Source organism: Chloroflexota bacterium, from assembly GCA_026708035.1.
Taxonomy (GTDB): Bacteria; Chloroflexota; UBA11872; order UBA11872; family UBA11872; genus JAJECS01.
This window is the reverse complement of record JAPOVQ010000017.1, coordinates 1-26,126: the sequence shown is the minus strand read 5'-3', so window position 1 is coordinate 26,126 and position 26,126 is coordinate 1. Positions and strand designations below refer to the sequence as shown.

Here is a 26,126-nt window from a genome sequence, read left to right as displayed (position 1 = left end):
ACTTCGACCCCCACCCTTGGTGAGAGCTTCGCGTAATCCGTTCGTCACTACGGCGGCGGCCGGAATCCAATTCGGTCGAATCTGGATGCAAGGCGTCGGGCGGGTCGCAGACCCGCCCCTACCGGATTCCGCAAGGGTCTCTTACGGGGGGAGGGCTGGGATGGGGTCATTCGAGACCTAGACTCAGGACGCTACCGAACCGCCCGCCCGACGTAGCGCCGGCCAATCGCGTAGGCCGCCGCCGACTCGCTGGCCATGCTCACCGTGCGCGCCATGGCCCCCACCCAGGCGCCGGCAAGCGCGGCGGCGGGCGCGAGGATGAACAGCAGGACGGCCATGAGCACCAGCCGCCCGATGGCGGCTGCCGCCACCAGCGACGTGCGGCGCTGGTGCATGGTGAGGCCGGAGTAGAACTGCCGCAGTCCCATCACGGCGGGCACCGCGACGAAAATCTGCAACGCCGGCAGCGCCGCTTCGGCTACGTGCGGCGGCGCGCCGATCACCACCTCCAGCGCAAACCGTCCCACCGGTGTGAAGGCGATGAGCGCCATGAGCGCGGTCAGACCAGCCGAAACGGCGATCACGAAGGCGCGCACCCGCGCGTGATCGCCGGGGTCTTGCGCCATTACCAGGACCACCTGCCGCAGCGTGGCCAGCGCGGCCATGCTGACCATGATCAGGCTCATGGCGACGCGCAGGGCCGCCACCGATGTCTCCGGATCGTCAAGCCGCAGCAGCCCGGCGTTGGTGAGCGGCAGGCCCGCCGCGAGCGAGAACTGGGTGGCGATGAGGGGCAGCACAAACCAGGTCACCTGGCGCACGTCGAGGGGCAGTTGGTCACCCGAGTCGTCGCCATAGGGCGCGCGACTCGACGCGCGATGCGCCAGCCACCCGAGCACGACCGCCTCCACGGCGGCGATCACCAGCCAGACCGTCGCGCCCGCCACGCTCGCCGCGACCGGCACGTTCGGGATGACGCCCAGCGCCAGGACGGCCAGCAGGCCGACGCTGATCGCCGGCGCCACCCACACCACGCGCGTCTGTCGCAGATGCGCCAGTTGGGCCACGTAGAACAGCCGCGCCAGGTTGAAGACGGGCACCAACGCGGCGATCTGCATCATCTGCACCACGCGCGGCGTCAGCGCCGAGGGCGTGCCCATCAACTGCTCGAAGAACCACGGCCCACTGCCCGGCAGCGCCGTCACCAGCGTCAGCCCCACGATGCCCAGGGTGTAGACGGCGGTGTAGCGGCGCATGAAGTAGTAGGACCGGCGCCCGCGCACGAGCACCAGGTAGGCGCTCTGCACCGCGATGCCCGCCGCGCCCAGAATCTGCACCACGCCGCTGACGACGCCAAAGGCGGCCAGCGACGCCGCCGGCTCGAGACCGCGCGCGATTCCCGCGTCGAGCAGCGGGTGCCGCACCTGCTGCAGCACCTGCGACGCCGCCAACGGCAAGAAGAACGCCCACATCGCGCTGTAGGTCACGGCCTTGACGGACGCAGGGCGCATGGGCGCGGCGATCCAGGAGCCAAAGGCAAGCGGCCCGATTATGACGGGCGCGCACGCGCCGGTTGCGCGCCAAACGCAGCTTCGTGATCCGAAAGGACGCCTGCGTATACTCACAGCGTCGGGCCGGGCAGCGGCGCCGATCGCTTCGGCGGGCCCTACGATCCGCCCGACGCCATCGCGCGACTACGCGCCGCGGCCACCACACCCACAGGACCAATCGCATGACCGCATCCACCAACGGCGCCGAAGCGCCCCAGCTCACCGGCGCGCAGCTCGCCGCACGTCATGCACGCATCGAGGCCGCCGTGCGCGAAATCCTCACCGCCGTCGGCGAGGACCCGGATCGCGACGGTCTGCTCGACACGCCCGCCCGCGTCGCGCGGATGTACGACGAATTGCTCAACGGTCATCAGAGCGACCCCGACGAGCATCTCGAGGTCACATTCGAGCACGGGCACGACGAGATGGTGGTGGTGCGGGACATCCAGTTCCATTCGCTCTGCGAGCACCACCTGCTGCCGTTCTTCGGCACGGTTGCGGTGGGGTATCTGCCCCACGACCGTATCGTCGGCCTCAGCAAGCTCGCGCGCGTTGTGGAGCACCTGGCCCGGCGGCTTCAGGTGCAGGAGCGGCTGGCCTCCCAGATCGCCGACGCCATCGAGCGCGTGCTCGACACGGGCGGCGTGGCGGTGATGGTGGAGGCCGAGCACTTGTGCATGACCATGCGCGGCGTTCGCAAGCCGGGCAGCCGCATGGTGACCACCGTGACCCGCGGCGCCTTCCGCGACAACCCGGCCACGCGCGCCGAGTTTCTCCACGCCATCGGCCAGCCGGCTTAGCGGCCGACGAGCAGCGCGGCGGCGCGTCTCCACCGCAAGAGGGCTGCTGGTGCGGACGCGCCAGTCTTGCCCGAAGCCGATAGTTCGTATACGATGTACACGCAGCGTTAACAGCGCTGCTCGGGTCGTCCCTGGTCAGCCGATCAGCGATTGATCGACGGGCCAGCACCGCCAAAGGTGGCGTGATGCGAAACATTCGCGTCGAGATGGGACGCTGGCAAATTGACAGGTTGCGCCCCGCGGCGTGACGGGCGAGTCGTCGCGGGGCAGCAGGTCACGCCGGGCCCGGATGCCTGTCTACGACACGTGAGATCCCGCATTCGCGAGTTCGCTCGCTTGGGACTCTAACCCCCGGGTCCGCCAGACGACCGGGCGCAATAGCGGACACGTATTGCGCTGCGGGCTCGCATCGACCGATGCGAGCCCGCGTCTATTTTCCCAGCCACCACCAGTCTCAGCCCTCGGGCCGCCCGGCGATCCCGGATGACCCTCTCCCTTTCAGGGCGAGGGAACCGGAGCGGGCGCCCCTACACGAATGGGTTCCAATTGAATGTCCAGGGACCGGCGGCGGAGGGCGCATGCTAAGGTGCCGGACCAGGTGTCGGCAGCCGTTACCCATCGTTATATGAACCCCGTCGTCGACATCGCGCCTCTTCTCGATCGCGTCGCCAAGCCCGCGCAGTACACGGGCGGCGAGCTAAACGCCCGACGCAAACCGTGGGACGAGGCCGCGACGCGCTTCGCGCTGTGCTTCCCCGACGCGTACGAGATCGGGATGTCGAACCTCGCCATGGGGGTGCTGTACGAGCAGGTGAACGACCGCACGCCGCACCTCTGCGACCGCGCCTTCACGCCGTTTCCGGACATGGCGGACCTGATGCGCGAGGCGGGCCTGCCGCTGTTCGGCTGGGAGTCGCGGCGACCGCTGGCCGACTTCGACATGCTGGGGTTCTCGCTCAGCTACGAGAGCGGGAACACCAACGTGCTCGAGATGCTGGACCTGGCGGACATTCCGCTGGAGAGCCGCGAGCGTGGACCCGGCGACCCGCTGATTCTCGGCGGAGGCTCGGCGCTGATGAATCCCGAGCCGATGGCGGACTTCTTCGACCTTATCGCGATCGGCGAGGGCGAGGAGCTGCTGCCGCGCCTGCTCGACGCCCTGGCGGGTGTCGACCGCGAACACCCCGATTGGCGCCGCGTGCTCCTGGTCCACTGCGCCACGGAGATTCCGGGCATCTACGTCCCGTCGCTCTACCGGCCGCACTTCGAGGGCCAACGGTTCATCGAGTACGAGCGGCTGCATCCCGACGCGCCGGCGCAAATCGAGCGGCAGTTCGTGGACCTGGACGCCGTGCCCGCGCCGTCCCAACCGGTCGTGCCGCTCACGGAAGTGGTGCACGACCGCGTGGCCGTCGAGCTCGACCGCGGCTGTGCGCGGGCCTGCCGCTTCTGCCAGGCGGGCTACATCTACCGACCGGTGCGCCGGCGATCGGCGGAGGGTGTGGCGGCGGCCATCGACCAATGCCTGGCGGCGACGGGGCAGAGCGACGTTTCGCTGCTGTCGCTCAACGCGGTGGACTACGACGGCCTCGACACCCTGATCGGCGAGGTGCAGGACGCCACGCCCGACTACCTGCAGGTGAGCATTCCGTCCACCCGCGTCGAGAGCTTCAACGTCGACATGGCGCAGGCGCTGCAACGCGGCGGCAAGCGGGGCGGGAGTCTGACCTTCGCGCCCGAGGCGGCGACGCCGCGCATGCGGCAGGTGATTAACAAGGAGATCTCGGACGAGGACCTGCTGGATACGTGCGACATGGCGTTCGGGCAGGGATTCCGCACGATCAAGCTCTATTTCATGATCGGTCAGCCCACCGAGACGCTGGACGACGCGCGGGCGATCGCGCACCTGGCCAACCGCGTGATGGCCGTGGGTCGGCGGCATCACGGCGCCAAGGCGAAGGTCAACGTCACGGTGTCGACCTTCATTCCCAAGCCGTTTACGCCGTTCCAATGGCATCCGCAGGACAGGCCGGAGGCGATCCGCGCCAAGCAGCAGGCCTGCTTCGAGATCGTGCGCGACCGCAACGTGCACCTGATGTGGCACGACACCGAGGAGAGCCAGGTCGAGGCGCTGCTGGCGCTGGGCGACCGGCGCGTGGGGCGCGTGATTCGCCGCGCCTGGGACCGCGGCTGCCGCTTCGACGGCTGGATGGAGCACTTCAAAGCGGAGGCGTGGTTCGCCGCCGTGGCGGACGCCGGGGTGGACCTGGACGAGATGATCTACCGTCACCGCGATCCCGCCGAGCCGCTGCCGTGGGACCACATCGGCATCCACGTGAGCAAGCGGATGCTGCAGCGCGAGTACGTCCGTGCGCTGGCCGCGGCGGAGCCGGCGGCCCCCAGCCTGGCGGCCGCGCGGGCGTGAGGCGGGGCTGGGCACGGCTCACGGAAGGCGCATGCGCGAGGGTCCGGCCCCTTCTCCCCTGGTGGGAGAAGGAGAGGATGAGGGGGAATCCGCAGCGGGTGTTGGGGCGGACATGACCCTCTCCCTAGCCCTCTCCCGTCAAGGGAGAGGGGAACGGAACCCATCGACGGGGCGTCGATGACGCGCGGGCTGACGGACACGATTGCGGCCATTGCCACGGCGCCGGGGCCGGGCGGAATCGGCATCGTGCGCGTCAGCGGATCCGAGGCTTGCGGGGTGGCCGAGCGGGTCGTGCGGCGTCGCGAAGGCATCGAGCGTCCGCGCCCGCGCTATGCGCATCGCGTGGACGTAGTCGATCCGGCCCCGCCGCACGCGGTGATTGACGACGGCTTGCTGCTCTTCATGCCGGGGCCGAACTCTTATACCGGCGAGGATGTGGTCGAGTTGCAGGGCCACGGTGGGGTGCTGGTCACGACCCGCGTGCTCGACGCCGTGCTCCGGGTCGGGGCGCGTCCCGCCGAGCCGGGCGAGTTCACCCTGCGGGCGTTTCTGAACGGTCGCCTCGACCTGGCGCAGGCGGAGGCCGTGGCCGACCTGGTGGCGGCGCCAACGGCCGAGGCCCTGGCCGCCGCGGCGGATCAGCTCGGCGGTCGCCTTTCCAGCTCCGTGCAGGAGTTGCGGCGGGCCTGCCTGGACCTGATGGCGCGGCTGGAGGCCGAGATCGACTTTGCGGAAGAGGACGTGCCGGCGGTCCCGCGCGACGACCTGCGGCGCACGCTGGAGCGGATCGATGGGACGCTGGGGGCGATCCTGGCGGGAGCGGATCGCGGGATGCTGCAGCGGCACGGATTCCGCGTGGTGCTGGTCGGCAGCCCGAATGTGGGCAAGTCGTCGCTCATGAATGCGTTGCTCGCCACCGAACGCGCCATCGTCACCGAGATCCCTGGCACCACGCGCGACGTCGTCGAGGAGTCCTTCAACCTGGACGGAATCCCGGTGCGGCTCAGCGACACGGCGGGGCTGCGACCGACGGAGGATCCGGTGGAGCGCATCGGCGTGGACCGCAGCGGGGCGGCGCTGGCCGCGGCGGACGTGGCGGCGCTGGTGCTGGACGGGTCCCGCGCGCTCGTGGATGCCGACCGTGACGCCGCGCGGCAGGTGGCGGCGGCGGGGAAGCAGGCCATCGCGATCGTCAACAAGAGCGATCTGACTCCCGCCTTCGCCATCGAGGATGCCGGTGACCTCATCGACGCGCCGGTGTGCCGCACGAGCGCGATCAACGGCGACGTGGCCGGGGTGCGCACGGCGTTGCGCACGCTCATCGGCGACGGCACGCCCAATTCCGACCTTGGAACCGTGGCCAGCCTGCGCCACAAGCAGGCGCTGGAGCGTGCGCGGGACGAGCTGGCCGGCGCGCGCGAGGCGGTCGCCGGCGGGTTGCCCGCGGACTTCATCGCCATCGGCCTGCGCGGCGCGGTGCAGGCGCTGGGCGAGGTCACCGGCGAATCGGCCACCGAAGACTTGTTGGATACCATCTTCGCCAAGTTTTGCATCGGCAAGTGATGGTGCGAGCCGAGGGGAGCCTTGTGGCGTGCAGCGATTGGGGGCGTCACCCTCACCCTAGCCCTCTTCCATCAAGGGAGAGGGGACCGGAGCAGTCGTGGGCGACGGCAAGCGCTTGCCGATCAAGGGCGAGGGGGCCGGCCCCCGATGTCCGGCGCGCCTGGCAATGAACCGCGTGTACTTCGGCGACAACCTGCCGCTCCTGCGGGACATGCCGTCGGGCGGCATCGACCTGATCTACGTCGATCCGCCGTTCAATACGGGCCGCGCCCAGTCGCGCACGCAGCTGCGAACGGTGCGCGACCCCGACGGCGACCGAACGGGCTTCCAGGGCAAGCGCTACCGCACCGAGCAGCTCGCCACGCGGGCTTTCGACGACGCCTACGACGACTATCTCGGGTTTCTGGAGCCGCGGATGCTCGAGGCGCATCGCGTGCTGGCGGCAACCGGGTCGCTGTATCTGCATCTCGACTACCGCGAGGTGCACTACGCCAAGGTGCTGCTGGACGGGATCTTCGGGCGCGAGGGTTTTCTCAACGAGATCATCTGGGCCTACGACTACGGCGGCCGCACCAAGAAGAAATGGCCCCCGAAGCACGACAACATCCTGGCCTACGCCAAGGAGCCGGAGCGCTACTACTTCGACACGGACGAGGTGGAGCGGATTCCCTACATGGCGCCGGGTCTGGTCGGTCCGGAAAAGGCGGCGCGGGGCAAGCTGCCCACGGACACCTGGTGGCACACCATCGTGCCCACGAATGGCAAGGAGCGCACCGGCTACCCGACGCAGAAGCCGGTGGGCATCGCGCGGCGCATCATTCAGGCCTCATGCCCGCCCGGTGGCACGGTGATGGACTTCTTCGCCGGGAGCGGCACGGTGGGCGAGGCGGCCCACGCGCTGGGGCGACGGTTCGTGCTGATCGACAACAATCCGGAGGCGCTGGCCGTGATGGCGCGACGCTTCGCGGACTACGCCGATGTCGAGTTCGTGGAGTTCGACGATGCGCCCTATCGCACCGGGCCGCGGCAGGCATCTCTCTTGGAGTAAACCGCGAAATGAAGAACGAAATAACTGACCCCGAAGTGAGGATGCTGGCTGGTATATCCGAGATGCTTCGGGGCGATTACGAAAAGGAAAACCTCGAGTGGTCTCGAAGTCCGTTTGGGTGGATCAAGGCTCGCCCTTCCCGCCAAGTCGGCAAGATCGGTGAGCAACTTGTGGCTGGCTGGTGCGCTGCAAAAGATTTGAGCGTTGGCCCCAGCGGCGACAGCGAAGCGGATCGAGTGATCCAGGGCCGGAGGATAGAGATCAAGTTTTCGACGCTTTGGGCAAGCGGGCAGTTTAAATTCCAGCAGATTCGCGACCAGGACTACGACATTCTCGTGTGCCTAGGAATCGCACCGTTTGACGCGCAGTGCTGGGTGATTCCTAAAGCCGTCCTCTACAACCATGTGATCGGCCACACGCCGCAGCACACTGGCGCGGGTGGCACGGATACATTTTGGCTAAGCGTGGTTGCTGACGACCCGCCTGCCTGGTTGTCTACGTACGGAGGTTCGCTCAGTCGCGCCTTTGAGCGGCTGCGCGTCCTTTAGCTTCCTGCCAGTAGCGGCAGGTTTCAAACCCGCCCCTGCGCGTATCAAGAACGGGGCATCGGTATCGACCGGCGCTCCTAGAATCGACCGGACTGGATTCCGGCCTTCGCCGGAATGACGAACGGGGATGCGGCCAGGATGACGGTGGCCGCGACGATGACCCAAAAGGTAGCGGCGAGCTCGGGGAGATAGAGGCTGCTGTCCACGATGCCGTGGACGAGGGTCGCCAGCATGGCGCCGCCGAGGCCGTAGACGAGCGCCCGGCTGCCGCCGGCGCGCCGCAGCGCGGCGCGCCAGGTGCGGGCGTAGGCGGCTAGCACGCCGACCAGGACCACGAGACCGGGAATACCCAGCGTGAGCCAGGTGTCGAGGGCGATGTTGTGCGCGTGCGAGATGTTGGGCTCGGCCCAGGCTTCGGGCCGGATGTAGTCCGGGTAGTGGTAGAGGAAGTTGTCCGGGCCGACGCCGAGGACGGGGTTGTCGGCGATCATGCGCCAGGCGGAGTCCCAGAGCAGCGGGCGCGCGGCGGTGGCGGCGTCCGAGGGACGCAGGAGTCGGGCGAGGTTGTCGCCGCCGGTGGTGACAATTGCGGCCAGCAGGCCGGCAGCCATGAGACCCGCCACGAGCAGAGGCGTTGCGGTACGCATGCGACGGAGGACGCGGACTGGATTCCGGCTTCCGCCGGAAAGACTGGGTCCTGGTTCGCCCTCGCCTCTGCCCTGGCGCCGCCAGATGGGTATCAGCGCCACGGCGAGTCCGGCCAGCGCGCCGATCCAGGCGCCGCGGCTGAAGGTGAGCACCAGCACCGCCACCAGCACCGCCGCGGCGGCCCAAGCGGTGACGCGCAGGCGCCGGCGGTAGGCGACGGCGAGTGCCAGTCCAACGGTCAGGGGCAGTGCCCGCTCCAGGATGAGCGCCAGGTTGTTGGGCGAACCGAACAAGCCGCGCAGCCGCGGCGGTCCAGCATCGGTGACGACGGCGCCTGCGGGGATCAGCGCCAGCGCCACGACTGCCGACACCACCGCCCCGAGCACCAGCGCCACGCCGAGCCGCTGCGCGTCGGCGCGGTCGCGCATCACGCTGAGCAGGACCAGGAACAGCAGCGCGGGTTCGACGATGACGGTGCGCAGGTCGCGCCAGGCGACCCGCGGGAAGTCCGCCGCCAACGTGGCCGCGACGCCGGCGGCGATGACGGCGAGCGCGAGCCAGAGCCACCCACTCTGGCTCGCTAGCCAGCGGTAAACGACGGTGGATTCCCGCCTGCGCGGGAGTGACGGAAGGGGGAACCCCTCACCCCCGCCCTCTCCCGCAAGGGGAGAGGGGGCCGGACGCCGGAATAGCCGGAGCATGAACCCCTCCCGCCGGCCCTCTCCCTCAAGGGGAAAGGGAGTCGGACTCGGCGATGACGCGGCTTGCTCTGGTCCGTCCGCGTCTTCGCTGCGTTGCAGCGGCCAGCGGCGCTGCGCCAGCGCGCGCGCCACCCAGGCGATGACCAGAATGACGATGAGCGTCTCGCCGACCGGACGGTCGTAGATGCCGGTGCGCGCGATCACGCCGACGAAGGGGATGGCGGCGACGGCCGCGATGGCTATGTGACGCGGGCGCGCCAGCGCCAGCGCGCCCAGCGCCGCCGCCAGCACCAGCCGAACCAGGGTCCAGGCGGACGCCGGCGTGCCGTCGGGCAGCAGGGCGAACACCACGGCCAGGGCGGCGGCGGCCACCTCGCCGGCGTGCAGTCCGAGCGGCAGACGCCGGTCCAGGAGTTCGACTCGCGGAATCCGCGCCGCAGCCCGAACGGCGCGGCCGCCAGCGGCCCAGACGAGCACGGCCAGCGCCAGCGCCCAGGTGGCGGCGACGGCGGCGTAGGGCCAGAGCGGCCGCGAGTTGCCTACCAGCGCGCCGTCGGCGATCACCAGTCCCCCCGACGATCGCGGGTCGCGCTCGGCCATCACCGTCAATTCGAGCACGTGCGGGCCTTGGGACAGCCCGCGCGCGATGGGAATGCGCGCCAGACGCTCCACCTCGGGGGCATAGAGATTCAGGATCGCCTCGCCGGCCGCGTTGCGCGGCAGGGCGTCGGCCAGGGCGCTGTGGCCGTCGATGCGCACGCGCACCTGTCCCATGTCGGGGCCGCGCCGAGTGAGCAGGCCGACCGAGTCGCCCTCGAATCGCAGCTCCAGCCGTGCGTCGGGCTGCCCGGTCTGGCGATGGAATCCGAGCGACGCCCAGTCGCTGGGCACCCGCGGCCATGGTCCGTCGAAGGTGAAGGCGGCGTGGGTTTCCTGGTGCAGGCCGATGCCGGCGCTTGGGGCGTCGGCGTAGGCCCGTTCCAGAGCCAGCATGTGGTCGCGCGGCTGCAAGTCCCTTGTGAGCAGCCCGAAGAACGGCGTGGGGTCGTCCGGGTGGGTGTCGTGCGGCCAGCGCGCGGCCCAGATCATGATGGTGGGCAGCCAGGGCCATTGCTCACGTGCTCGCCGGATGCCGTCCACGGTCCAGGCCGCCTGGTCTGCTGCCGGGTGATTGCCCCAAATACCCTGGTCGCCCTGCCAGCCGGGGGGCAGCGACATCCAGCCATACTCCGAAGCCCAGATCGGCGTGCCGGCGTCGCCGTGGGATTCCATGATCTCGCGCCAGAGCACGGCGCGAGGAAGGTTCGTCCGGGACGCGTCGATGCGGGGATCGCGCGGGCCGGTGAACAGCCCATAGGACATGCTGGAGGCGATGTCGAACGCGCCCCTAGCGCCCAGCTGATAGAGCCGCTCCAGGAACAGCAGGTCGCTGAGGTTGTCGGGGCCGGTTTCGATTGTGGGCGCCAGCCCGGCCAGCACGATGACGGCGTCGGGGTTGGCGGCCCGCACGGCGGCGCCGACCTCGCGCAGCATGTCGAGGTAGGCGGCGGGGTCCGGCGGCCGGCCGCCCCACTCGCCGAAGAGGTTGGGCTCGTTCCAGATCTGGAAGTACTTGACTTTGCCTCGGTAGCGCGCGGCAACCGCCGCGGCAAAGTCGGCGAAGTCGGTGAAATCCGCGGGCGGCATCTGGATCGACGTGTTTTCCTGCGGGTTGAAGCCGGGCGTGGCCCACGGCGGGGGGCGGTCGAGTCGGGCGAGCACCTCGATGCCGAAGCCCTGCGCCAGATCGACGATGCGGTCGTATTTGGCCCAGGAATCTTCGCCGTGGTTGTCGATGTAGACACCCTTGGCGTGAGGCTCGATTTCGACCCACAGAATCTCCTGGCGGATGAGGCCGATGCCCGCGCTGGCCAGGAGCTCCAGCTCGCGCTCGACCTTGGCGGGGTCCGCTTCGCGATGCAGGAAGGTGTTGGCGCCGATGGCGGGCGCGTCCGCATGACGCAGCTCGGGCAGATCGGCGAGACCGAAGGTCACGCCGCGCTCGGTGAGGGAGGCCCAGCCCAGGAGAGCGGCTGTGACCCCGCCGAGCAGCGCGAGGCCGACGATGGCAACGACGACCCTCGTGATCCTGGACGTTCGGCGGCCTCGGAGTCGATGACCGAGCCCGGGCAGGTTCAGGCGCGGGGAAGACCAGCGGTGAGGCAAGCGTCGTCTCGTGCGGGTAGCGCCCCCAGCATGCCAGCGCCGGCCCGGTGTGCGCGCCCTACGAAACGCGCGACCGCCCATTCGATGAAGGCGAGTCCAGCAGTTGGGCGTCCATGAGGGCTGTCCCTGCGCGAGCGGGGTCCGAATTGTCTCGCGGGCGGGGGCGTGGGCGGCAACGCGCCGACGTGGATCGAGGCGATGGAGATTGCGGCCCGCGACCGTGGGCACCGCCTTGACAACTCCGGGCGTTCGCCTATCCTACGGCCGTCTCTTAGTGGAGACTAAGAACTTTAGGCGTCGGTGCTAACCCAGTTAGCGGGCGCGGCGCGAATGGGAGAGGGGCAGTGCGAAGAATCGTTCTGGTCGTGGTGGCGAGTCTCATGGCCGGGCTGCTGGCAGCCTGCGGCGAAAGCGGACCCACCACCGAGCTGAAGCAGGACGTGGTGACGAACTACGCCAACGGCGTCCACCACCTGTATGCGCAGAGCCTGAGCTCAGCGCAGGCCATGGACCGGGCCATTGACCGATTCCTGGCAGAGCCCACGGCGGCGCATCTCGAAGCCGCCAAGCGCATGTGGCTGATCGCCCGCGACGACTATGGGCCGACCGAAGCGTTCCGCTTCTACGATGGTCCCATCGACCATCCGGAGGATGGTCCCGAAGGGCTGATCAACGCCTGGCCGCTGGATGAGGCGTACATCGACTACGTCGTCGACAATCCGAGCGCCGGCATCATCAATGACGCAGAGACCTTTCCGGTCATCAACGCCGATCTGCTGGTGTCGCTGAACGAAGAGGGCGGCGAGGCGAATGTGTCGACGGGCTGGCACGCCATCGAGTTCTTGCTGTGGGGCCAGGACCTGAGCGTGGCCGGACCGGGCGAACGGTCCATCGAAGACTTCACCACGGCCGCGAACGCCGACCGCCGCGCCACGTATCTGGCGGTTGCGTCGGACCTGCTGCTGCAGCATCTGCAGGACATGGTGGACGCGTGGGCGCCCGGTCGCGGTGACAACTACCGCGCCGAGTTCACCTCGGTCGACACGGACGAGGCTCTGCGTCGAATCATCACCGGCATCGGTGAGCTGAGCCGCGGCGAACTGGCCGGCGAGCGCATGACCGTGGCCTACGAGGCGCGGTCCCAGGAGGACGAGCACTCCTGCTTCTCCGACAACACCACCGCCGACATCGTGGGCAACGCCCTGGGGATTCAGATGGTGTTTCTGGGCAACTTCGGCCAGGTGGCCGGCCCCGGGATCATGGACCTGATCGAGGCCCAGGACGCGGAGATTGCCGAGCAGCTGGCGGCGCAGATCGAGCGGAGCGTGAACCTGACGAAGGCGATCGAGGCGCCGTTTGATCAGCACCTGCTCGAGGGCGTGTCCGACGCGGACGACGGGCGGAAGGCCGTGCTCGACGCCATCGTCGCTCTGGAAGAGCAGACGGACACGATCGTCGGCGCGGCGCAGGCGCTCGGCATCACCATCAGCGTGAGCTAGTGGAGGGCCGTGGTCCGTGGCCTGGCACCGCGGCTGCAACGGGGCGGCCCGGTGCCTGAGGTCGCGGGCCGCGTGCCCTTGCCGGCCGCGGCCGGTTCGGCGCCGGCCGCGGCTGCGCGCTATGCGGGCCGGCTGCTCGTTCTGGCCGCGCTGGCCCTGGCCGTCTCGGTGATCGGACGCGTGTCGGCGGCCGCGGACCACGACACCCTGGCCGAGACGCTGGCGGCCATCGCCGATCAGCGCGGCGCCTATGGCTTGGGCGGCGCCGGACGCGTCGTGGCGGGGATTGCGCTCGTTGCCGGGGCGTGGTTTCTACCGCGGACGTGGATCATTCGCCAGCGTCTGGGCACGCCGCTGGTTCCGTATCTCCTCGCCACCGCCGGGGTCGGCTTGGGCGTTTCGGGCGCCAGCGCGATCGCCCTAGCGGTCGGGGCGACCGCGGCCCCGGACACGGGCGGCACGGCTGCGGAGGCGCTTGACGGCATCCACTGGATCGCTGGAAAGATCGGCTTCGTGGCGGCCGGATTGGCCCTGCTCATCGCCGCCCGGTATCAGTGGAGAGTTGGCGGGCAGCTCCGGCGCATCGCGCCCGTCTCGGCCGTCATCGGCCTGGCCATGCAATTCATCTGGATCGATGCCGCGACGATCATGCACCCCATTGTGGGAACCGGCTTTTTCGTCTGGCTTCTGTTCGTCGGCGCCATGCTGGCGACCGGCCGGGTGGAACGGCACTTCACAGCCAAGGTCACCGCATCCGCCACTCGCGGCAGGTCGCATGCGGGGTAGGACGGCGCGGGCGGCGCCGCCGCGTGCGGCCTGGGTGCGGTGACCCCGGGCCAATGGTACTGGTCGGAGCGCGCCGCGCCTTCGGGCGGCTGGCGGCCGTCGTGTTCATGGGCGCGTTGCTCGCCTCGTGCGGACCCGACCGACCGGGCATTGACCTCGATTTGGTTTTCGACGAGCGGTTGGGCGGGGCGACGACGGCGTTCAGCGCCGGCAGCAACGCGTTCGAGCTCTCCGCGCGCAACCTGGCCAACGAGGAGCGGCGCATCTTCGAGGTGGGCGACAGCTTTTTCACGCAAAACTGGGTCACGGCCCCGGCGTCGACCGAAGCGCGAGACGGCCTGGGCCCGACGTTCAACGCGCTGTCGTGCTCGTCGTGTCACGCCCGCGATGGCCGGGCCAAGCCGCCGGATCATGACGAAGATCCCGAGCGCGGGTTGCTGCTGCGGCTCAGTATTGCCGGGCCGAACGGGCCGATTGACGACCCGGTCTACGGCGGGCAGTTGCAGGACCGTGGCGTCATCGGCGTCGCGCCGGAGGGGCGGATCGGCATCCGCTATGAAATCATCGGCGGCGTCTACCCGGACGGCACGCCGTTCACGCTGCGCAAGCCGACCTACGTCATCCTGGACCTTGCCTTTGGTCCGCACGATCCGGCGATCATGATCTCGCCCCGCATCGCCTCGGCCGTCATCGGCATGGGCTTGCTGGAGGCCATTCCGGCGCAGCGCATTCTGGACGTGGCGGATCCCGACGACGCTGACGGCGACGGTATTTCCGGGCGTCCGAACATGGTGCGGGACATCCGGCGCGGGGAGGATGTGCTGGGGCGCTTCGGGTGGAAGGCCAACCAGCCCACGGTAGAGCAGCAAGCCGCCGGCGCGTTCCTGGGTGACGTTGGGATCACGTCGACCCTGTTCCCGGAGGAAAACTGTCCGGCGGCGCAGGACGCGTGCGCGGCGGCGCCGAACGGCGGCGCGCCCGAGATTCCGGACGAGCGACTCGCTCAGGTTGCGTTCTACGTGCAAACGCTGGCCGTGCCGGCGATGCGCAACGTTGACGATCCCCGCGTGCGACAGGGCGCGGAGCTCTTCGTCCAGACCGGCTGCGCCGCGTGCCACACGCCCAGGCACGTCACCGGGAACGACCACCCCGTCGAGCCGCTGCGCAACCAGACCATCTTTCCCTTCACGGACTTGCTGCTCCACGACATGGGCGAGGGGCTGGCGGACGGGCGGCCCGACGGCGTGGCCACTGGCCGCGAATGGCGCACGCCACCGCTGTGGGGCATTGGCCTGGTGAACGTCGTCAACGGCCACACCATGTTCCTGCATGACGGACGGGCGCGGAGCCTCGAGGAGGCGATTCTCTGGCACGGCGGCGAAGGGCAAGCCGCCCGCGATCGGTTCATGGCGCTGACGGCGGCCGAGCGCGAGGCGTTGCTGCAGTTCTTGAGGTCGTTGTAGTGGTGCGGCTGCTGGCGGGACTGGTTGCGGCGGGCTTGATGGTCCTGTTGGTCGGATGCGGCGAGGGCGCTCCCGACGACTCCGAGGTGCTCATCAGTCTCACGGACCAGGTAATTGTGCCGACGTACCAGGCGGCCGGCGCGGCGGCCACCGACCTCGAGACGGCGCTTGAGGCGCTGTGCGCGGCGCCCTCGGATAGCACGCTGCGATCTGCGTACCAGGCGTGGCGGGACGCGCGCGGAGCGTGGCTGCGGTCGGCGGCAATGGCGTTCGGTCCGGTTGCCGACCGACGCTCCGGCGGGCTGATCGACTGGTCGCCAATCGATCCCGCGCGAATCGAGCGGATGTTGGCGGAGAACCCCGCGACGACCGAGGACGCGGTGCGGAACACCCTTGCGTCGACACAGCGGGGATTTGGGGCGATCGAATACATCGTGTTCGACCCGGACGCGGTGTCCCGGCTGTCCGATTCCGCGTCCGCGCGCTGTGAGTACTTGCGCGCGCTCGGCGGGGTGATTGCGTCTGAAACCGGCGCCATCGTCGAGGAGTGGACGGTGTCGCGGAACGGCGGCCCCGCTTACCGGGACTTTCTCACCGGACGGTCATCGAGCTCGATGCTCGAGAGCGCGGCGGTCGCCGAAGTGGTGCGGACGCAGGTCTTCCTCATCCGCACGCTGACGGACCTGCAGTTGGCGGCTGCGTTGGGGCTGCGGGGCGACGGTCCCGACCTTGCGGCCATCCCCGGCGGGGCCGGCGGCAATGGCCTGGCCGATCTGCGCGCGACGGTGCTGGGCATGCGCGATGTGTACCTGGGAGACGCCGACAACGATGGGCTCGGGGTGTCACACCTGGTCACTCCGCTGTCGACCGCGGCAGACGAGCGCATGCGCAGCCAGTTTGAGGACGCGTTGATGGCGGTGGACGCCGTGGAAGGACCCCTGCGCGACGCCGTGGTGGACCGGCCGGCGCAGGTGCGGGCGGTCTATGACCGGGTGATGGAGCTTCGCCGCACACTCAACACCGAGGTAGTGAGCCTGCTGGGAGTCGCGGTCGGATTCAGCGACACCGACGGCGACAGCATGCGATAGCACCCGAGACCGCGGAGGGCGCCCACCAGGGGCGCCCCTACAGGACTTGCGATGGTTGTCACTACGTCAAGGGCGGCATCGAGGCGCTGTCCGGCGCGGGCAGGATCCACGGCTTGGGCGCCAGGCCCGGCATTAGCCGGGCCAGATCGATGTCGGGGTCGATGAAGCGCACGGCGGGACGGCCGTTGAACGTCACAAACACGTCGGCGCGAACCTCGACATCGCGGCCCTGCCGCTTGTAGTCGTCGGCGATGAAGTGCGCGGTCTCCAGGATCATGTCCGGCTGGTAGGACATGCGCTCGGCCTGGAGGGGCGTGAGGTAGTCCTCGGGATACGCCAGCCACTCCCCTCCGGTGACGGGATCGGTGACTCGGAACTGGGCGTGGCCGGTCTTCTCCGTCAGCATCACGCGCCAGGCGAAGCGGTAACCCTCCTCGTTGAAGCGGACCTCGCCGGGATAGGCCCAGTGGCGCAGGGGCACGATGACTTGCGCCAGGGCAAACAGGCCAAGGGCGACGGCAGCCGCGCGGGCCGTCCGGCCGGGGGGCGCGGCGGACCGCAGCGTGAAGGCCCCTTTGGGCGCAGGGCGCCGGCGCAGCCTGGCGAGCAGCCGGCGGGGCCAGTCGGGTGAGAAGAAGATGAGGGTCCCCAGGATCATGACCCAGGGGAAGATGCCGATGGGAAAGAGCACCCAGGTTGCCAGGTGAAACGCGATGACCACGAGGTAGGCAAAGGGGCGGCTGCGGCGCCACAGCAGCCAGCCCACGATCGTGAGATCGAATGCGGCCCCGGCCCAGCTCATGGCATAGGCCACCCAGGCTTCCTGGAGCAGCGGGCCGACGATCAGCAGGTCGCCGCTGTTGTAGAGCCAGATCCGCAGCGGCTGCGCATGCAGCAGCCAGTCGGAATTCAGCTTGGCGATGCCGGAAAACAGGTACACAACGCCCAACTGCGCGCGGAGGGTCCAGAGCACCCACACGGGGATCGTGTCCCGGCGCCAAGCGGGCCTCCGACAGGCGTCGAGCGATGCCGTTCGGTGCAGGGGCATGAAGATCATCAGGAAGCTGACCAGGCTGACCCAGTAGTAGTGGTTGAGATAGGTCGTCTTGTCGATGAGCTCGACGTAGGTGAAGAGGACGAAGAAGGCGGCGATGGAGAGGCGGTAACGGTAGCCGAGCGCCACGCCCAGGCTGGCCACGCCAAGCAGCGCGAAGTGGAGATACATGCCCCAGGCCGGCCAGGGCTGCACCCACTCAAAGCCAAGGTATTTGAAGTGACGCTCGGGCTCGATATAGAGCTCGGCGATCCAGCCGTGGGCGGCGAAGCGGCCGACGGCGAAGAGGACGAGGAGCCCGAAGGCGATGCGAAAGGCCGCGGCCGAGGAGGCGCCAACCTGGCGGGAGGCGGCCAGCACGACGCGGTCGAAGCCGGCCGGCGACGATGCCGGGCGCGTCATGCGTGCGAGGGAGACGCCGGTTGGTCCCAACTGAAGTTTCAGATGCTGACCCCCATCCCAACCTTCCCCCTGAAAGGGGGAAGGCGTTCATACAGAGGTTTCTTAGAGGTCCGTTCGGCCGGTGGCCGCTTCTTGGACGGCGCGGTAGACCGGGCGCGGCGTGAAATCCGGGTCGACCATGCGGAAGTAGTAGGAGGCGTCGTCGGGCCCAAGGGCGGCGAAGGACTGGCGGAAGAACCAGATGCCGAAGACGCCGATCCAGGGCCATTGACGCAGGCCGTAGCGCACGCCGTCGACGGTCCAAGCGGCCTGCTGCGCCTCCTCGACGCGTCGCCAGGCGGGTTGCGAGGCCTCGAGGTCGGGCGGCGCGGCGTTCCAGCCGTAGGCGCTGAGCCAGACGGGGGCGTCGCTGCGGCCGTACTCCACCATGAGATTGCGGAGCAACTCGACGCGGCGGAAGTTGAGCACGCGCGGGTCCGGCGGCGTTCTTGGGGAGTACTCCATGCCGAAGGCCGCCGCCGCCTGGATGTCCAGCGTCTCCGCGGCGCCGTGGTCGTAGGTCTGCCGCAGATAGGCAAGATCGCTGGTGGCGCGCGGGTTGTTTTCGAGCGTGGGGGCCAGCTGTCCGGCGACGACGACGAGGCGGTCGTCGACCGACTTCAGGGCGTCGTGGGCCACGCGCAGCAGCTCGGCGTAGCCAGCGGGATCCGGCGCCGCGCCGCCCCAGTTGACGGCCAGGTTGGGCTCGTGCCAAATCTGGTAGTGCTGGATGCGGTCTTGATAGTGCTCGGCGAGGGCGCGCAGAAACGTGGCGAAGTCGGCGAGGTCCTCGGGCGGTGCGGTGGGGCTGTCGCGACCGGGGCGCGCCCACTGCGGTGAGCGCTCGATGCGGGCCACGACCGAGATGCCCTGCTCCAGGGCCCGGTCGGCGATGTCGTCGAACCGGTCCCAACTACTCTCGCGCCGTTGCGGATTGACAAACCGACCCCGGTCGGTTTCGACCGCGTCCCAACCGATGCGCTGAAAAACCCAGCGGACGCCGGCGTGGCGCAGCAACTCCAGGCTGTGGCGGCGTTTCCAGGCTTCGTTCTCTTCATCCAAGAAGACGTTGGCGCCCCAGGGCTCGACATTGGCCAGCGGCAGCGGGCTTGGGGCCGTGCGTCGGACCGGCTCCGTGCCGCACGCCGACAGCAGGGCGGCGCCCATCAGGCCGGCGGCGCCGCGCACGACCGAGCGGCGGTCAAGGACGCGCGTCATGATTCGAGATCGAGCCCCAGATGCACGAGACACTCCCGGCTGATTTGGGCGCTGGCGGCGGGATCGCGCAGCGTGAGGTCCTGATCCACGACGAGCCATCCGTCATAGTCGCTGGTCCCGAGAATCTCCAGGATGCCTTCCAGGTCGACGTGGCCGCCGCCGAGCTCCGGGAAGCCGCCCTGGCGCACGAAGGCGGGCAGGGTGCCGCCCTGCGCCAGATGGCGGTCGCGGAGGTCGGCGTCCACGTCCTTGAGGATGACGTAGGCTACCCGCTCGATGCGGTCGCGGATGAAGGCGCGCGGGTCGGAGCCCAGATAGAACAGGTAGCCGACGTCGATGGCGAGCATCAGCGATGTGGGATCGGTGAGGGACAGCAGGCGATCGAGCTCCGCGGTGGTTTCCACGTGCGAGCCGAGCTGGTTGCGAAAGACGACCTGGAGCTCGAATTCCTGGGCGCAGATGTCGGCGGCGCGGGCGAGGCACTCGGCGAAGTGGCCCCACTGGTCCGGCTGCAGTTCCTCGGCGGGATCGCCGTGGCCCGCGGCCGTCCAGCGCTCGGGCACCGCGTGGGCCGCCGCGACGACGTAGGACGCGTCGAGGTCGGCCAGGAACTCGGCCACGCGCCTGAGCTGGTCCAGCTCGACATCGTGGTACTCGGGAGCGAACCAATTGGCCGCAAAGCGTCCGCCGACGAGCGGCAGGCCGTCGTCCGAGACGATGCGGCGAGCGAGCGGTGCATCGCCAACCAGGTCGCTGGCGCCGCCTTCGAGCCCGGCATACCCGGCGTCGCGGGCTTCCTCTGCGACGGTGCGAAACGGCGCATCGCCCCACATGGTGGCTGCGATGCCTACGCGCACGGCGCCGCGGGACTAATCCGGGGCGTCGGGTTTAGGCCCGGCGCGTCCGCTCAACCGCTCCCCGGGCAGGGCGGTCAGCCGTTCTCGTCGTTTGGGAGGAGCCGCTGCCGGCTGCGACGCGGCGGGCTCGGGCTCCGCAGAGGCCGCGGGCTTGGGTTCCGCATCGGCCGGAGGCTCGGGCGGCCGCGGCGCGGCGCGACGCGGCCGGGGTTCCTCATCGGGTCGATCGGGCACCCGCGCCCGCGCCGTCTCGCCGGGGGCGGCGCGCGGTGGCGTGGGACGCCGGCGATCCCGGCGCGGGCGTTCGCGGCGCACGACGTCGGACAGCAGGTCGTCCAACTCCAGCGTCTCGTCGGCGGCGGCGGCCAGTGGCTGGCTGCGCCCCGCTCCACTGGCGACGACCTGCACCCGCACCCCCCGGCGCTGCACCGCCTCGATGAGGGGCACGAAGTCCGGGTCGGTGGTGACCAGCGTGAGGCGGTCGATATAGGGCGTGAGGTCCAGCGCGTCGACGGTCATCTCGACGTGCACGCTGGCGTAGAGCGTGCCGTCGTCGCGGCGTCGCAGCCGCTTGGTCACGAGCTTGTAGCCGGACCGGGACAGGCTGGCGAGGTCCAGGTGCGGGCTGGGTTGGCCCTCGTGCTCGGTGCCGTAGGCCGTGGCGCGCACCAGGGTGGCGTCTCCGGTGAGCCGGTCGCGCAACTGCTGGAAGTCGATCGTCCCGCCGCCGTTCGCCGCGAGGGCCTGCAACGAGGCCAGATCGATCAAGACGGCGGATTTGTTCGCTGCGGCCACGCCCTACTCCCAATGCGGATTCAAATCTGCCTAGATGATAGTGGACGGGGCGGCGCCGGCTGCCGACGGACTAGGCGGTACCGCCAGGGCGCTTGCCTTGAACGAGATCGTCGGCGTATACCCAGCCGGCGATGCGGCCGTCCTGCTTGACGACATAGAAGCCGCGACGCTCCCGCCGCACCTTGGTGAGCACGGCGTCGAGCAGCATTTGCGGTTCCAGCACGTCCGCGGGCTCGATGTTGTGCGCGATCTCGGCGACGCGCGTATCGCTCCGCCGATTCGACGGCACCGTGGAGAGGTCGCGCCTCGTGACCCAGGCCGTGATTTCGCCTGAGACGTCGGCGACCGGCCAGCACGGCGGCCGGGCCCGATCGCCGAGGATGGCCTGCCACACCTCTTCGACGGACGCGTCGTGGGCGAAGGGCGCTTGGGTGAAGGGGCGCGCGACCACACGCACCTGGGCGGTGCCGAGGCTCTGCCGGTGCGACGCGTCCCGATTCGACGCGCTTGCGGACGTCCAGAGGAACCAGGCGACGGCCAACGCCCAAATCCCAGGAAGTGTCGAGAAACTGAGGAAGCCCAAGATGCCGATGGGCACGCTCAAGACCATGCCGGCGCGGCTGGCGATGCGGGTGGCCCGGTAGCTATCGCCCGTGGCCCCTTCGATGATTTCGCGGAGTATCCGTCCGCCGTCGAGCGGGTATCCGGGCAGGAGGCTGAACACGGCCAGAAACAGATTGAACTGCCCCGCCACTTGCAGCACCGCTTGCGGCAATGAGTCATACGGAAGCGCCGAGGCAAGCCATAGACACACCCCGCCAAGCACGGCGCTGGCGATGGGTCCGGCAATGGCGACGGTGACATCGTCCCCGGCTTCCCGTGGATCGCACATGGGCTCGACGACGTCGCCAAACACATAGAGCCGGGTCTTTGGCGACGCCATGGACAGCCCCTTGGCCATCCACAGATGGGCCAATTCGTGCGCGAGGATGCAGGCAAGGATGAGGGCGGCGGCCAGCAACCCGGCGCCCCAATGGCTCAGGTCGGCGTAGCCACCGGTCCAGCGTTCAAAGGCCCCTCCCCAGCCCCATGGCAGGGTGAAGAACGCGGTCACCACGAAGCTCACCACAAAGAAGATCGGCCAGCTCGCGTCCATATAGACTTCGGTGCCGCCGAAGCGAAAGAGCTTCCAGCCGCGGAGCGCGGCGATTCCCTTCTTTTGCCCACGGCGAGACGTGCTCCAGCCCGCCGGCGGGCGGCTAAGCGACACGACGCCCGTGTGATCGAGTGACGGATTCTGTCGATGCGGGAATCAGTGCATACTCACGCGACTCTTCAGGCACCAATCATTATCAGCCGAGTGATCGGTCGTGGGAAAGCGCGAGCCCGCTCCGACTACTGGGCACCGCTGGAGCGGGAGCGCCGCTGCCGTCCGGCGCGGAGTAAATCCCCGACGTACACCCATCCGGCGACCCGGCCGCCGGCGCTGACCACGTAGTAGCCGCGATGGCGACGTTGGGCGTCCTGGAGCACGCCGTCGAGCGACGTGTCCGGCTCCAGCACGTCTTCCGGGTCGATCTCCCGCGCGATATCGCCCACGCGCGTGGTCTCCCGCAGGAACGGCGGCACGGCGGCGATGTCGCGCGTGGCGACCATGGCATAGACGTCGCCGGCGGCGTCGGCCACGGGCCAGACCGGAGGAGCGTTCTCGGCGCTGATGCTTGACTCGACCTCGGCGGCAACGGCGTCGCGGGGGAACGGCGCTTGGGTGAAGGCCCGCGTCACGTCGCGCACCACCATCGAGCTCAGTCGCCGTCGGACGTCGCCCTCGCGCAGCGCCGAGCGCGCGGCCGACCACAGGAACCAGCCGATGAACACGGCCCACAGCGCCTGCACGCCGAGGCCGCGGAATGCGATGAACTGCACGACGCCGAACAGGATGAGGAGGATGCCGAAGCCGGCGCCGGCAAGGCTGGCGACGCGCGTGGCCGTGTGCACGTTCTGCGTGATGCCCCAGACGATGGCGCGCAGCACGCGTCCGCCGTCGAGCGGGAAGCCCGGCAGCAGGTTGAAGGCGGCCAGAAAGAGGTTGATCTCGCCGAGCCACTGCGCCGTCACGCGCGGCACGGTGGCCGGCGGCAGCGCCTGGGCCAGGGCCAGAAACACGCCGCCGATGGCGGCGCTGGTGAGCGGGCCGACGATGGCGATGGCAAACTCCTGGCCGGCGGCGCGCGGCTCCTGGGAGATCTCGGCCACGCCGCCGAACACGAAGAGCCTGATCCGCGGCACGGCGATGCCGCGGCGCACGGCCATGAGGGCGTGGGCCGCCTCGTGGGCCACGATCGAGCCGAAGAAGACGAAGCTGGCCAGCAGCCCGCCGGCCCAGTAGCTCGCCTGCGAACCCGGCGGCGGCGGCGCCAGGCCCGCTTGAGCGGCGGACTCGAAGAGCCGCAGGGGGATCACGGACTCCGAGGTCATCCAGGCGATGATGACGAAGATGATGAGCCAGCTTGGGTCGAGCGTGATGGCGGTGCCGCCGATGCGGAGGATGGTCCATCCGCGCGAGCGGGCGGCGCGCGCCCGGCGTCCCCGCCGAGGCGAAGCCTCATCTGGGGGCGACGGTGCGCTAGCCCCCAGCGGTGAGCCCCGGCGTAATGATGAGCGAGGCCACCAGCAGGATCACGGCGATCACCGAGATGACGGCCCAGATGCGGGCCACCGTGAACCAGCGGCGCACCCGCCGCCACGGTCGGCGCGACGTCCCCGACGACGCGCGGCGCGACCGGCGTCGGCGCCGGCGGCGGCCGCTCATATCGGGGCCGGTGGGCGTGCCATGACCGGTCAGGCGCTGGAGGCCGCCGCGCCGGCGCGGCTGCGGCTTCGTTTGGGGGCCGGGGCGCCCACGTGCACCGAGGTCAGGGCGCTGATGTCGTGCCAGGCATTGGCGGCCAGGCGCAACTCTTCCGCAATGGCATCGGCGAACGAATAGACCTCGACGCGCACGCCGTGCTCGCGCAGGTATTCCACCATCGGCACGTAGTCGCCGTCGCCGGACATGAGTGCCACGACGTCCATGGTCGGCAGACGCCGGATCACGTCCACGACCAGGACCAGGTCGAGGTCGGCCTTGCGCGTGCCGTCGGCAAACACTTTGATGGGCTTGGTGACGATGTCGTAGCCCATGTCCCAGACGGGCGCGACCGAGCGCTGGTGCTCCAGCCGGCCGTTGAAGTCGGCGTAGATGGGGCAATAGGCGCGGGCGTGAACGGTTCGACGGCCTTCGGTGACGTGGGCCAAGAGTTTGGCGAAGTCCACGCGAATGGGATCGTCCGTACCTCGATCGGTCAGGTTGGCCGTGTCCAAAAAGACGCCCAGGCGCAGCTTGGGGCCATAGTCCGATGCGCCATTCGACGTGTGCAGGGCGCCGGCGGCCCGGGACAGGGCCTTGGCCGCGGCGGCCAGATCGCGCTCGGCGGCGCGCGGCGCCGACACGGCGTCCTTGAGCTCGTCCATCAGCGAGCGCAGGTCGTCCTCCGGGTTGCCTGCGGAATCGGGGTCGGGCGCGAAGTCTTCAGGGATGGGGGAGAGTCGTTTCATGAGGCTTTGGTGACCTTTCGTCGTCGCGGCGTCGTCTTGGTTTGGCGATCCTTGTCGAGCATTTCCTGGAGCTGCTTCTCGATGCCTTCCTGACGCGCCTCTTCACGCTCCGCGGCCTCGCGCCGACGCTTGGCGACTGCCTTGGGTCCCCCGCCCGCCTCCAGCGCGTCCCAGAGGGCTTCGATGGCGTCGGTGTTGCCGCGGATCTTCAAGTTCGATTCAAAGGTGACGCCGATCATCTCTTGATCGAAGTCGTTCAGCTTCTTCTCGAGCGCGTCGAGCCGCGTGGTGAGCTGAAAGATGCGGGCGTCGAGGTCTTTGTCGCCGCGCTTGTAGGTGCGCTCGATCTGGACGACCTGGCGCCGCAACTCGCCGTAGTTTTCGAGCAGACCGTTGAGGTTGCGGGCGATGCGGCGATGGTGCGTGAGATGCGAGGGCAGCTTGCCGTTCGCCTTGTCGGCGGATTCGGCGGCGTTCGCCTCGGCCGCGACGGCCTCGCCGTCGGCGGGCGTTGGACTGGCGGTCTTGCTACTGCGCGAGCGACGGGCTCGGGATGTTCGTGTTGCCATTGGCGAGAAACTTCTCCATGGATCGAGGATCGAGATTGCGGCCGATGATTTCAAAGCGTGCCGGCGTCGGCCTGAACGCCCGGACTTCCACGCCCCCCATTACAACGTCGACGAGCAGCGTGGCGTTGTCCACGCGCACGATGCCCTTGGCCCGAACCACGTCGCCGAAATCGCCGCGGGCGAGAGCGGCAAGCCAGCGGTCCAGGTGGTCGCGCGCGAGCGGTCCGGGTTGGAGCGTGGCGCGCTCGAGCCCCAGCGTGGAAAGCTCGGGTTGCTCTCCGTGGCCGTGGGCGCCGTTGGCCGCGGCAGGGGCGGGGCGGGGCGCGGCGATGGCGGCGAGGACCAGATCGGTGTCGATTTCCGCATAGCTGGTGACGGCCAGGGCGGCGTCGGGATTGAGCTGGCGGACGGCATCGCGCGCGGTCTCGATCTGCTCCGGCGTCGCGATGTCGGCCTTGTTTATGGCGAGCACGTCGGCCACGCGCATCTGGTCCACATAGAAATCGCCAAAGGCCTGGTGCGCGACTTCATGTCGGGCGGCGTCGACGACCGTGACCACCGAGTCGACCTGCGCGATCTCGCGCACCTCGGCCTGGGTGAACACTTGGCCCAGCATGTAGGGCGCAGCGAGGCCGGTGGGCTCGACGACCAGCCGCTCCGGTGCCACCTCTCGGCCGATCTGGACCAGCGCCGCGAGCAGGTCGCCGCGGACCTCGCAACAGATGCAGCCGCCGGTGAGCTCGCGGACCCTCACGTCGGCCGACCGCAGCACGTGCTGATCAATGCCCTCCCGGCCGAACTCGTTCACGAGCACGGCGATGCGGCCCAGGGGCTGAAGACGCGGGATCAACCGGCGCAGCAACGTGGTCTTGCCGGCGCCGAGAAATCCGTAGACGAGCGTGACTTTCACGAAAGAACGGGTGCGGACATACCAACTCGGGAACGCCGCGGTGACCGATGGTGGGACTCATGGTCGTGCATGAGCAGCCGCAGGCAGCGAGGCGTCAATCCCACACCCCAGTATCGCACGGCGGATGGAGGCCTCGTGGGATTAGTAGCGCATTGCGCGAGTGGATCGGCCTCCGACCGGCGGGAGTGGCGGTTCCGGAGCACCCTCACCCCAACCCTCTCCCATCAAGGGAGAGGGGGCCGGACCGCCGCCCCAGCTACGGATCACGCCTGATGCTGTCCAATCAAGGAGACCCTCACATGCGCTTGTAGCAACGGTGTTGGACCGTCAAGGGTTAGCGCATGGTCGGGTCCCACATGGC

The 26,126-nt window shown here is 69.3% G+C and carries 21 protein-coding genes; 9 read left to right on the top strand and 12 right to left on the bottom strand.

Going from position 1 to position 26,126, the window contains the following annotated elements; all coding sequences use genetic code 11:
• Positions 1-191 precede the first annotated feature (191 nt).
• On the bottom strand, positions 192-1,511 hold the full coding sequence (locus OXG33_07685) for a hypothetical protein (GenBank protein MCY4113801.1): 1,320 nt from the start codon (positions 1,509-1,511) through the stop codon (positions 192-194).
• A 221-nt stretch (positions 1,512-1,732) separates the two neighbouring features.
• Here OXG33_07685 and folE point away from each other — a divergent pair, with 221 nt between their 5' ends.
• The 5 genes from folE (at position 1,733) to OXG33_07660 (ending at position 7,934) form a co-directional block, all read left to right on the top strand.
• The gene (gene folE / locus OXG33_07680) at positions 1,733-2,350 is read left to right on the top strand and encodes a GTP cyclohydrolase I FolE (GenBank protein ID MCY4113800.1); all 618 of its coding nucleotides are present in this window, start codon (positions 1,733-1,735) and stop codon (positions 2,348-2,350) included.
• Positions 2,351-2,975: 625 nt separating this feature from the next.
• The gene (locus OXG33_07675) at positions 2,976-4,775 is read left to right on the top strand and encodes a TIGR03960 family B12-binding radical SAM protein (GenBank protein ID MCY4113799.1); all 1,800 of its coding nucleotides are present in this window, start codon (positions 2,976-2,978) and stop codon (positions 4,773-4,775) included.
• A 177-nt stretch (positions 4,776-4,952) separates the two neighbouring features.
• Positions 4,953-6,338, top strand: a complete 1,386-nt coding sequence (gene mnmE / locus OXG33_07670; GenBank protein MCY4113798.1) for a tRNA uridine-5-carboxymethylaminomethyl(34) synthesis GTPase MnmE — start codon at positions 4,953-4,955, stop codon at positions 6,336-6,338.
• Positions 6,339-6,504: 166 nt separating this feature from the next.
• Complete coding sequence (locus OXG33_07665) at positions 6,505-7,386, top strand: site-specific DNA-methyltransferase (protein ID MCY4113797.1); 882 nt, start codon at positions 6,505-6,507, stop codon at positions 7,384-7,386.
• Between the two features lie 8 nt (positions 7,387-7,394).
• On the top strand, positions 7,395-7,934 hold the full coding sequence (locus tag OXG33_07660; protein ID MCY4113796.1) for a hypothetical protein: 540 nt from the start codon (positions 7,395-7,397) through the stop codon (positions 7,932-7,934).
• Between the two features lie 77 nt (positions 7,935-8,011).
• On the opposite strand, the gene OXG33_07655 is transcribed toward OXG33_07660, so the two are convergent.
• Positions 8,012-11,317, bottom strand: a complete 3,306-nt coding sequence (locus OXG33_07655; protein MCY4113795.1) for an O-antigen ligase family protein — start codon at positions 11,315-11,317, stop codon at positions 8,012-8,014.
• Positions 11,318-11,832: 515 nt separating this feature from the next.
• Between OXG33_07655 and OXG33_07650 the strand changes: the two genes are divergently transcribed.
• The 4 genes from OXG33_07650 to OXG33_07635 are packed head-to-tail and all read left to right on the top strand — an operon-like array spanning position 11,833 to position 16,324.
• A complete protein-coding gene (locus OXG33_07650; GenBank protein MCY4113794.1) occupies positions 11,833-12,987 on the top strand; it encodes an iron-regulated protein in 1,155 nt (384 codons plus the stop codon).
• Positions 12,988-13,038: 51 nt separating this feature from the next.
• Positions 13,039-13,773, top strand: a complete 735-nt coding sequence (locus OXG33_07645) for a hypothetical protein (GenBank protein MCY4113793.1) — start codon at positions 13,039-13,041, stop codon at positions 13,771-13,773.
• 53 nt (positions 13,774-13,826) lie between these two features.
• A complete protein-coding gene (locus tag OXG33_07640; protein MCY4113792.1) occupies positions 13,827-15,236 on the top strand; it encodes a c-type cytochrome in 1,410 nt (469 codons plus the stop codon).
• A gap of 2 nt (positions 15,237-15,238) precedes the next feature.
• Positions 15,239-16,324 (top strand): imelysin family protein, encoded by a 1,086-nt coding sequence (locus OXG33_07635; GenBank protein MCY4113791.1) that lies wholly within the window; start codon positions 15,239-15,241, stop codon positions 16,322-16,324.
• 61 nt (positions 16,325-16,385) lie between these two features.
• On the opposite strand, the gene OXG33_07630 is transcribed toward OXG33_07635, so the two are convergent.
• The 10 genes from OXG33_07630 to OXG33_07585 all read right to left on the bottom strand — a co-directional run bounded on the left by OXG33_07630 (position 16,386) and on the right by OXG33_07585 (position 25,765).
• A complete protein-coding gene (locus tag OXG33_07630) occupies positions 16,386-17,780 on the bottom strand; it encodes an HTTM domain-containing protein (protein MCY4113790.1) in 1,395 nt (464 codons plus the stop codon).
• Between the two features lie 102 nt (positions 17,781-17,882).
• Complete coding sequence (locus OXG33_07625; protein ID MCY4113789.1) at positions 17,883-19,037, bottom strand: hypothetical protein; 1,155 nt, start codon at positions 19,035-19,037, stop codon at positions 17,883-17,885.
• Positions 19,034-19,894 carry a sugar phosphate isomerase/epimerase gene (locus tag OXG33_07620; GenBank protein ID MCY4113788.1) on the bottom strand — a complete coding sequence of 287 codons (861 nt, stop codon included), beginning with the start codon at positions 19,892-19,894 and terminating at the stop codon, positions 19,034-19,036. Before OXG33_07620 ends, OXG33_07625 begins: the two co-directional genes overlap by 4 nt.
• A 12-nt stretch (positions 19,895-19,906) precedes the next feature.
• Positions 19,907-20,689, bottom strand: coding sequence for an NYN domain-containing protein (locus OXG33_07615; GenBank protein ID MCY4113787.1), 783 nt, complete (start codon positions 20,687-20,689; stop codon positions 19,907-19,909).
• Between the two features lie 70 nt (positions 20,690-20,759).
• Complete coding sequence (locus OXG33_07610; protein MCY4113786.1) at positions 20,760-21,959, bottom strand: site-2 protease family protein; 1,200 nt, start codon at positions 21,957-21,959, stop codon at positions 20,760-20,762.
• 125 nt (positions 21,960-22,084) lie between these two features.
• The gene (locus OXG33_07605; protein ID MCY4113785.1) at positions 22,085-23,167 is read right to left on the bottom strand and encodes a site-2 protease family protein; all 1,083 of its coding nucleotides are present in this window, start codon (positions 23,165-23,167) and stop codon (positions 22,085-22,087) included.
• A gap of 148 nt (positions 23,168-23,315) precedes the next feature.
• A complete protein-coding gene (locus tag OXG33_07600) occupies positions 23,316-23,501 on the bottom strand; it encodes a hypothetical protein (GenBank protein MCY4113784.1) in 186 nt (61 codons plus the stop codon).
• Positions 23,502-23,530: 29 nt separating this feature from the next.
• The gene (locus OXG33_07595; GenBank protein ID MCY4113783.1) at positions 23,531-24,286 is read right to left on the bottom strand and encodes an NYN domain-containing protein; all 756 of its coding nucleotides are present in this window, start codon (positions 24,284-24,286) and stop codon (positions 23,531-23,533) included.
• Positions 24,283-24,855 carry a hypothetical protein gene (locus tag OXG33_07590; GenBank protein MCY4113782.1) on the bottom strand — a complete coding sequence of 191 codons (573 nt, stop codon included), beginning with the start codon at positions 24,853-24,855 and terminating at the stop codon, positions 24,283-24,285. Before OXG33_07590 ends, OXG33_07595 begins: the two co-directional genes overlap by 4 nt.
• Positions 24,815-25,765 (bottom strand): GTP-binding protein, encoded by a 951-nt coding sequence (locus OXG33_07585; protein MCY4113781.1) that lies wholly within the window; start codon positions 25,763-25,765, stop codon positions 24,815-24,817. Before OXG33_07585 ends, OXG33_07590 begins: the two co-directional genes overlap by 41 nt.
• Between the last annotated feature and the right edge of the window lie 361 nt (positions 25,766-26,126).